Origin of the sequence: Pseudomonas sp. EGD-AK9 (assembly GCF_000465935.2) — a bacterium.
Classification (GTDB): Bacteria; Pseudomonadota; Gammaproteobacteria; order Pseudomonadales; family Pseudomonadaceae; genus Aquipseudomonas.
Map to the genome: position 1 here is coordinate 1 of NZ_AVOF01000147.1, position 7,592 is coordinate 7,592.

Annotated in this window: 10 protein-coding genes; 7 read left to right on the forward strand and 3 right to left on the reverse strand. The window is 66.7% G+C overall.

Annotated elements, in window-relative coordinates; all coding sequences use genetic code 11:
* Together N878_RS08375 and N878_RS08380 are read right to left on the reverse strand one after the other, a co-directional pair.
* The coding region (locus N878_RS08375; protein WP_031302918.1) for a patatin-like phospholipase family protein at window positions 1–312 on the reverse strand (312 nt) is incomplete at its 3' end.
* Between the two features lie 37 nt (window positions 313–349).
* Window positions 350–1,282, reverse strand: coding sequence for a lipid A biosynthesis lauroyl acyltransferase (locus N878_RS08380; RefSeq protein WP_021443218.1), 933 nt, complete (start codon window positions 1,280–1,282; stop codon window positions 350–352).
* A gap of 151 nt (window positions 1,283–1,433) precedes the next feature.
* Here N878_RS08380 and minC point away from each other — a divergent pair, with 151 nt between their 5' ends.
* The 4 genes from minC to N878_RS08400 all read left to right on the forward strand — a co-directional run bounded on the left by minC (window position 1,434) and on the right by N878_RS08400 (window position 4,112).
* The gene (gene minC / locus N878_RS08385) at window positions 1,434–2,159 is read left to right on the forward strand and encodes a septum site-determining protein MinC (protein ID WP_021443219.1); all 726 of its coding nucleotides are present in this window, start codon (window positions 1,434–1,436) and stop codon (window positions 2,157–2,159) included.
* A gap of 101 nt (window positions 2,160–2,260) precedes the next feature.
* Window positions 2,261–3,073, forward strand: coding sequence for a septum site-determining protein MinD (minD, locus tag N878_RS08390; protein ID WP_021443220.1), 813 nt, complete (start codon window positions 2,261–2,263; stop codon window positions 3,071–3,073).
* Window positions 3,074–3,328 (forward strand): cell division topological specificity factor MinE, encoded by a 255-nt coding sequence (gene minE / locus N878_RS08395; protein ID WP_021443221.1) that lies wholly within the window; start codon window positions 3,074–3,076, stop codon window positions 3,326–3,328.
* 148 nt (window positions 3,329–3,476) lie between these two features.
* Window positions 3,477–4,112 (forward strand): RluA family pseudouridine synthase, encoded by a 636-nt coding sequence (locus N878_RS08400; protein WP_021443222.1) that lies wholly within the window; start codon window positions 3,477–3,479, stop codon window positions 4,110–4,112.
* A gap of 27 nt (window positions 4,113–4,139) precedes the next feature.
* On the opposite strand, the gene N878_RS08405 is transcribed toward N878_RS08400, so the two are convergent.
* Entirely contained in the window at window positions 4,140–5,693 is a 1,554-nt protein-coding gene (locus tag N878_RS08405) for a sigma-54-dependent phenylalanine hydroxylase transcriptional regulator PhhR (protein ID WP_021443223.1), read from the reverse strand.
* Between the two features lie 258 nt (window positions 5,694–5,951).
* Here N878_RS08405 and phhA point away from each other — a divergent pair, with 258 nt between their 5' ends.
* The 3 genes from phhA to N878_RS08420 all read left to right on the forward strand — a co-directional run.
* Complete coding sequence (phhA, locus tag N878_RS08410; RefSeq protein WP_021443224.1) at window positions 5,952–6,737, forward strand: phenylalanine 4-monooxygenase; 786 nt, start codon at window positions 5,952–5,954, stop codon at window positions 6,735–6,737.
* Window positions 6,738–6,953: 216 nt separating this feature from the next.
* Complete coding sequence (locus tag N878_RS08415) at window positions 6,954–7,307, forward strand: 4a-hydroxytetrahydrobiopterin dehydratase (protein WP_021443225.1); 354 nt, start codon at window positions 6,954–6,956, stop codon at window positions 7,305–7,307.
* On the forward strand, window positions 7,304–7,592 hold a 289-nt coding region (locus N878_RS08420), incomplete at its 3' end, for an aminotransferase class I/II-fold pyridoxal phosphate-dependent enzyme (RefSeq protein ID WP_031302919.1). The genes N878_RS08415 and N878_RS08420, both read left to right, overlap by 4 nt.

Below are 7,592 nucleotides of genomic sequence, written 5' to 3' on the forward strand. Positions count from 1 at the left end.
GCCGACGAAGCGCGCGGCCTGGCGCAGCACCCCCGGCCAGTCGCTGCGGTACACCATATGGGTGTGAAAACCCTGCCACACCGCGGTCAGGCGTCGCACCGCCTCGCTGAAATGCAGCGCCCCGCAGGCCAGGCCGACTGCGTTCACCGCGCCGGCCGAGGTGCCGACTATCACCGGAAAGGGGTTGTGCGCGGCATCCGGCAGCAGGTCGGCGATGGCCGCCAGCACGCCGACCTGATAGGCCGCCCGCGCCCCGCCGCCGGAGAGGATCAGCCCGGTGACAGGCTCGTGGGGGCGGGCAATGACGGTCATCGGCGCAGATCCTGGGGTTTATTCGAGTATAGGCGAGCTACTTGCGCTTCCCGTACAGCCTGGCCTCGCCCTCGGGGCGGGTCTTGAAGCGCCGGTGCGCCCACAGGTACTGCTCGGGGCAGGCGCTGACCACCTGCTCGATCCACTGGTTGATGCGCAGGCAGTCGGCCTCCTCGCTGTCGCCGGGGAAGTCCGCCAGCGGCGGGTGGATGACCAGGCGGTAGCCGCTGCCGTCGGCCAGGCGCTGCTGGGTGAAGGGAATCACCCGCGCCTTGCCCAGGCGGGCGAACTTGCTGGTGGCTGTGACGGTGGCCGCGGGGATGCCGAACAACGGCACGAAGATGCTCTGCTTGCGCCCGTAGTCTTGGTCCGGCGCGTACCAGATGGCGCGGCCGGCGCGCAGCACCTTGAGCATGGCGCGGATGTCCTCGCGCTCGATGGCGCTGGCGTCGAGGTTGTGCCGCTCGCGGCCGCGGCGCTGGATGAAGTCGAACAGCGGATTCTTGTGCTCGCGGTACATGCCGTCGATGGTGTGGCGCTGGCCGAGCAGCGCGGCGCCGATCTCCAGGGTGGTGAAATGCACCGCCATGAGGATCGCGCCCTGGCCTTCGGCCTGCGCCTGCTTGAGGTGCTCCAGCCCCTCGATGTGCGCCAGCGGCGCCAGGCGCGCCTTGGGCCACCACCAGCTCATGGCCATCTCGAAGAAGGCGATACCGGTGGAGGCGAAGTTCTCCTTGAGCAGGCGTTCGCGCTCGGCGGCGCTCAGCTGCGGGAAGCACAGCTCCAGGTTGCGCGCGGCGATGCGCCGGCGCGAGCCGGCCGTGCGGTACATCAGCCAGCCCAGCGCGCGCCCCAGCCGCAGCAGCAGCGCGTAGGGCAACTGCACCACCAGCCACAGCAGGCCCAGGCCGAGCCACAGCGGCCAGAAGCGCGGATGAAGGAAATAGGCGCGAAAGCGTGGGCGATCCATGAAAGGTTTCCGAGCACGAGCAAAGCCGCGCATTCTAACGCAGTTTTCCCGCCGACTCGGAAGCCAGGGTGTCGGCGGCTTGCGGCTTGCAGCTCGAGTCGCTATAAGTCCGGGCAACTTTCCGACTCGCCACAAGGCCCATCGCCCTCCCATGAGCCAAGCCGATCTCCTCGCCCAAGACCCCGTGTTCCAGCTCAAGGGCAGCATGCTCGCCATCACCGTGATGGAGCTGGCGCACAACGACCTGGCCCGCCTCGACGCGCAGCTCGCGGAAAAGGTCGCCCAGGCCCCGGCCTTCTTCAGCAACACCCCGCTGGTGCTGGCCCTGGACAAACTGCCGGACGGCGAAGGCGAACTGGACCTGGCCGAGCTGATGGCCCTGTGCCGCCGCCACGGCCTGCGCACCCTGGCCATCCGCGCCAGCCGCGAGGCCGATATCGCCGCCGCCGAGGCCATGGACCTGCCGGTGCTGCCGCCCTCCGGCGCGCGCGAACGACCGCTCGACCCGGCACCGAAGAAAGTCGAGAAGCCGGCCGACCCCGAACACAAGCCGAGCAAGATCATCACCAGCCCGGTGCGCGGCGGCCAGCAGGTCTACGCCCAGGGCGGCGACCTGATCGTCCTGGCCCCGGTCAGCGCCGGGGCGGAACTTCTCGCCGACGGCAACATCCATGTTTACGCGCCCATGCGCGGCCGCGCCCTGGCCGGCGTCAAGGGTAACGGCAAGGCACGGATTTTCTGTCAGCAAATGGGCGCCGAAATGCTGTCGATCGCCGGTCATTACAAGGTCGCCGAAGACCTGCGCCGCGACCCGCTATGGGGCGATGCGGTGCATGTCAGCCTGTCGGGTGACGTGTTGAACATCACCCGCCTTTAACGGATACTGCGGCCAATTTTCAGGGACACAAAAAGGCATCCGGAAGCCCAATAACAGCCTACGGATTCCCGCTTTTTCTTCATTTCTTGGGGTGAATCACCTTGGCCAAAATCCTCGTAGTTACTTCCGGCAAGGGTGGTGTCGGTAAAACCACCACCAGCGCCGCCATCGGTACCGGCCTCGCCCTGCGCGGGCACAAGACCGTCATCGTCGACTTCGACGTCGGCCTGCGTAACCTCGACCTGATCATGGGCTGCGAACGCCGCGTGGTGTACGACTTCGTCAACGTGGTCAACGGCGAAGCCACCCTGACCCAGGCGCTGATCAAGGACAAGCGCATCGAGAACCTGTTCGTGCTGGCCGCCAGCCAGACCCGCGACAAGGACGCGCTGACCCAGGAAGGCGTGGAGAAGGTGATCGGCGAACTGTCGCAGAACTTCGACTACGTGGTCTGCGACTCGCCGGCCGGCATCGAGAAGGGCGCGCACCTGGCCATGTACTTCGCCGACGAGGCGATCGTGGTGACCAACCCGGAAGTCTCCTCGGTACGCGACTCCGACCGCATGCTCGGCCTGTTGGCGAGCAAGTCGCGCCGCGCCGAGAAGGGCGAGGAGCCGATCCGGGAACACCTGCTGCTGACCCGCTACAACCCCGAACGCGTGACCAAGGGCGAGATGCTCGGCGTCGAGGACGTCGAGGAAATCCTCGCCATCCGTCTGCTCGGCGTGATTCCCGAGTCGCAGGCGGTGCTCAAGGCCTCCAACCAGGGCGTGCCGGTGATCCTCGACGAGCAGAGCGACGCCGGCCAGGCGTACAGCGACGCGGTCGAACGCCTGCTCGGCAAGGAAGTGCCGCATCGCTTCCTCGACGTGCAGAAGAAAGGACTCATGCAACGCTTATTCGGAGCTCGCTAAATGAATATTTTCGACTTCTTTCGCGAACGCAAAAAGGAAACCCCGGCGTCGATCGCGAAAGAGCGTCTGCAAATCATCGTCGCCCACGAACGCGGCCAGCGCAGCCAGCCGGACTACCTGCCGGCGCTGCAGCAGGAACTGGTCGAAGTGATCCGCAAGTACGTCAATATCGACTCGGATCAGGTCCAGGTCGCCCTGGAGAACCAGGGCAGTTGCTCGATCCTGGAGCTCAACATCACCCTGCCGGATCGCTGATAGCTACCGGCCCGGTTCACGGCGGCTTCGGCCGCCGTGTTCGTTTATAGTCCCAGGCCCCCGTAGGCACGAGCTCTGCTCGCGAACGCCGGTAGCCTGCAGGCTTCGCGAGCAGAGCTCGCTCCTACAAGACCGCTGCGAACGCCCCATGCCCCTTAGCCAGATCGAAATACTCCACCAGGACGCCGCCCTGCTGGTGATCAACAAGCCCACCCTGCTGCTCTCGGTGCCCGGCCGCGCCGATGACAACAAGGACTGCCTGGTCACCCGTTTGCAGGACAACGGCTACCCCGAGGCGCGCATCGTCCACCGCCTGGACTGGGAAACCTCCGGCATCATCGTGCTGGCCCGCGACGCCGACAGCCACCGCGAGCTGTCGCGTCAGTTCCACGACCGCGAGACCGAGAAGGCCTACACCGCGCTGTGCTGGGGCCAGCTCGAGGGCGATAGCGGCAGCATCGACCTGCCGCTGCGCTACGACCCGCCGACCAAGCCGCGCCACGTGGTCGACCATGAGCTGGGCAAGCACGCCCTGACCCACTGGCGCGTGCTCGAGCGCTGCGGCGACTGGTGCCGGGTCGAACTCACCCCCATCACCGGCCGCTCGCACCAGCTGCGCGTGCATATGCTGTCCATCGGCCATCCGCTGCTGGGCGACCGCCTCTATGCCCACGAACAGGCCCTGGCCGCCCATCAGCGCCTCTGCCTGCATGCCAGCATGCTGGCCCTGACCCACCCGCAGAGCGGCGCGCGGATGCGCTTCGAGTGCCCGGCGCCGTTCTGATCCCCCGCCCGGTAAGCGCAGCCTAGCCTACTCCTTGCCCAACCCATGCTGGCGCAGCTTGTTGGCGATGGTGGTGTGCGACACGCCGAGGCGCTTGCCCAGTTGGCGGCTGCTCGGATGATCGTGGTACAGCCGCTCCAGCACCGCCTTCTCGAAGCGCCCAAGGATGTCGTCGAGGCTGCCTTCCACCGAGAACTCGCCCAGGGGCTGCGGCGCGCCGTAGTCCGGCAGGCGGATATGCTCGGCCTTGACCGTGCCACCGTCGCACAGCGACACCGCCTGGAACAGCACGTTCTCCAGCTGACGCACGTTGCCCGGCCAATGGTAGTGAGCCAGCTTGTCCAGCACCGCCGGCGCCAGCTTGGGCAGCGCGCAGCCGATCTGCCGGCTGGCCTGGTCGAGGAAGTGCTCCACCAGCGGCGTCAGGCCATCCAGGCATTCGCGCAGCGGCGGGATATGCAGGCTGAGCACGTTGAGGCGGTGATAGAGGTCCTGGCGAAACTCGCCGCGGGCGCACAGCTCGGACAGGTCGACCTGGGTGGCGCAGATCACCCGCACGTCCAGATAGACCTCTTCGTCGCTGCCGACGCGGCGGAAGCAGCCGTCCTGCAGAAAGCGCAGCAGCTTGGCCTGCAGGCGCGGGCTCATCTCGCCGACGCCATCGAGAAACAGCGTGCCGCCGGCGGTCAGCTCCAGCAGGCCGAGCTTGCCTTCCGGGCGCGCGCCCTCGAAGGCGCCGGGGCCGTAGCCGAACAGCTCGGTCTCGGCCATGGACTCCGGCAGCCCGGCGCAGTTGAGCGCCATAAAGGGCGACTGGCCGCGCGGGCTGGCCAGGTGGCAGGCACGGGCCAAGAGCTCCTTGCCGGTGCCGGTCTCGCCCTCGATCAGCAGCGGCGCGTCCAGCGGCGCCATGCGCCGCGCCTCCTTGACCACCGCGGCCATCACCTTCGAGCTCTGGAAGATCGAGTCGAAGCCACGCAGCTCCTGCTTGCGCACGTGGTAGATGCGTTCACCCACCCGGTCGGCGCGGTGCAGGGTCAGCACCGCGCCGGCCAGCGCCTCGCTGTCGTCGTGCTCGTTCTGCAGCGGGGCGATATCGGCGAGAAACACGTCGCCCTTGATCTTCACCCGCAGGCCGTTGATCCGCGCCTTGTTGGCGCGCACCAGCTCGGGCAGGTCGAAGTCCTCGGCGTAGCGCGACAACGCCATGCCCGGTACCTCGTCGACGCGCACGCCGAGCAGTTGGGCGGCGCTGCGGTTGGCCGCCACTATGCTGCCGGCCATGTCGATCGACAGCACCGGAAAATCCAGCGCGCCGAGCAGCGCATTGAGCTCCAGGTGGCGCCGTTCGCTGGGCATCAGGCCGACGCGCTTGACGCCGAACACCCCGGGGATGGCCTCGAATTTGGGCCGCAGCGACTGGAACTGCAGGTTGATCAGGTTCGGGCAGTGCAGGTAGATGGCGTTGCCCTGCTCGCCGCCGACTTCGCCGCGGGCGACGTTGATGCCGTAGTCGACCAGCAGGTTGAGGATGTCGCGCAGGATGCCGACGCGGTTCTGGCAGTGGACTTTGATACGCATGGCGAGGCTCGGATCAGGCTGGTTATGGGTCGCCCCAGGAAAAAATCGACGCGGGCAGCGTAATTTTCGTCAAGAATATGTGACAGCCTAGCGCAGCGACAAGGCGATATCCGGCTATTTCGCCGAAGCCGTAATCCATTCTTTACGGGTTAACCCGTTCCACTGCCGCCCCTCCCCCTGCCCGCCCCTGCCCCTGTCCACGCACTCGGGTTACTTCTTTGTCCAAGACAAGAACAACAGCCCCCGCAGGAGGCATCGATGAAAGGCACGCAGTACCTGGCCCGGGAACCGGACGACAGCGGTTTTATCCACTACCCCGACGCCGAGCACCAGGTGTGGAACACCCTGATCACCCGCCAGTTGAAGGTGATCGAAGGCCGCGCCTGCCAGGAATACCTGGACGGCATCGAACAGCTCGGCCTGCCGCTGGAGCGCATCCCGCAGCTCGGCGAGATCAACCGGGTGCTCGAGGCCAGCACCGGCTGGCGGGTGGCGCGGGTGCCGGCGCTGATCCCGTTCCAGACCTTCTTCGAGCTGCTGGCCAGCAAGCAGTTTCCGGTGGCTACCTTTATCCGCACCCCGGAAGAATTGGACTACCTGCAGGAGCCGGACATCTTCCACGAGATCTTCGGCCACTGCCCGCTGCTGACCAACCCCTGGTTCGCCGAATTCACCCACACCTACGGCAAGCTCGGCCTGCAGGCGAGCAAGGAAGAGCGCGTGTACCTGGCGCGGCTGTACTGGCTGACCATCGAGTTCGGCCTGGTCGACACCCCGGCCGGCCGGCGCATCTACGGCGGCGGCATCCTCTCCTCGCCGAAGGAGACCCTCTACGCCCTGTCCGACGTGCCCGAGCACCAGGCCTTCGACCCGCTGGAGGCGATGCGCACGCCCTACCGCATCGACATACTGCAGCCACTGTACTTCGTCCTGCCCGAGCTCAAGCGCCTGTTCGAGCTGGCCCACCAGGACATCATGGCGCTGGTGCACCAGGCCATGCGGATGGGCCTGCACGCGCCGAAGTTTCCGCCCAAGGCGGCCTGACCATCCTGTAGGTTGGGTTGAGCCTGCGAAGCCCAACATTGCGTTAGCCGAGCAATGTCGAGCGGAGCGCTACGCGCTCCCTGTTGGGCTTCGCAAGCTCAACCCAACCTACGCTCACCCTGGAACTCTGGGGCGAGTAGCCCGGATGAAATCCGGGATCGCCCGCAGACATGACCCCGGATTTCATCCGGGCTACAAAAAATCAGGAGAAAACCCATGAGCCTTGCCCAAGCCCAATGCGAAGCCTGCCGCGCCGATGCGCCCAAGGTGTCCGATGAAGAACTGGCCGAACTGATCCGCGAGATCCCGGACTGGAACATCGAGGTGCGCGGCGACCATATGGAGCTGGAGCGCGTGTACCTGTTCAAGAACTTCCGCCACGCCCTGGCCTTCACCAACGCGGTCGGCGCCATCGCCGAGGAAGTCGGCCATCACCCGGCCCTGCTCACCGAATGGGGCAAGGTCACCGTCACCTGGTGGAGCCACGAGATGCGCGGCCTGCACCGCAACGACTTCATCATGGCCGCGCGTACCGACCTGCTGGCCGCCGCAGCCGAGGGTCGCAAGTGAGCCATTTCGCCAGCGTCGCCCGGGTGCCGGGCGACCCGATCCTGAGCCTGATGGAGGCCTATCGCCTCGACCGCCACCCGGCCAAGCTGGACCTGGGCGTCGGCGTGTACAAGGACGCCCAGGGCCTGACGCCGATTCCGCGTGCGGTCAAGCTGGCCGAGCAGCGCCTGCTCGACAGCGAGACCACCAAGACCTATGTCGGCGGCCATGGCGATGCGGCCTTCGGCGAGCGCCTCAGCCGGCTGGTGCTGGGCGCGGACTCACCGCTGCTGGCCGGCCAGCGCG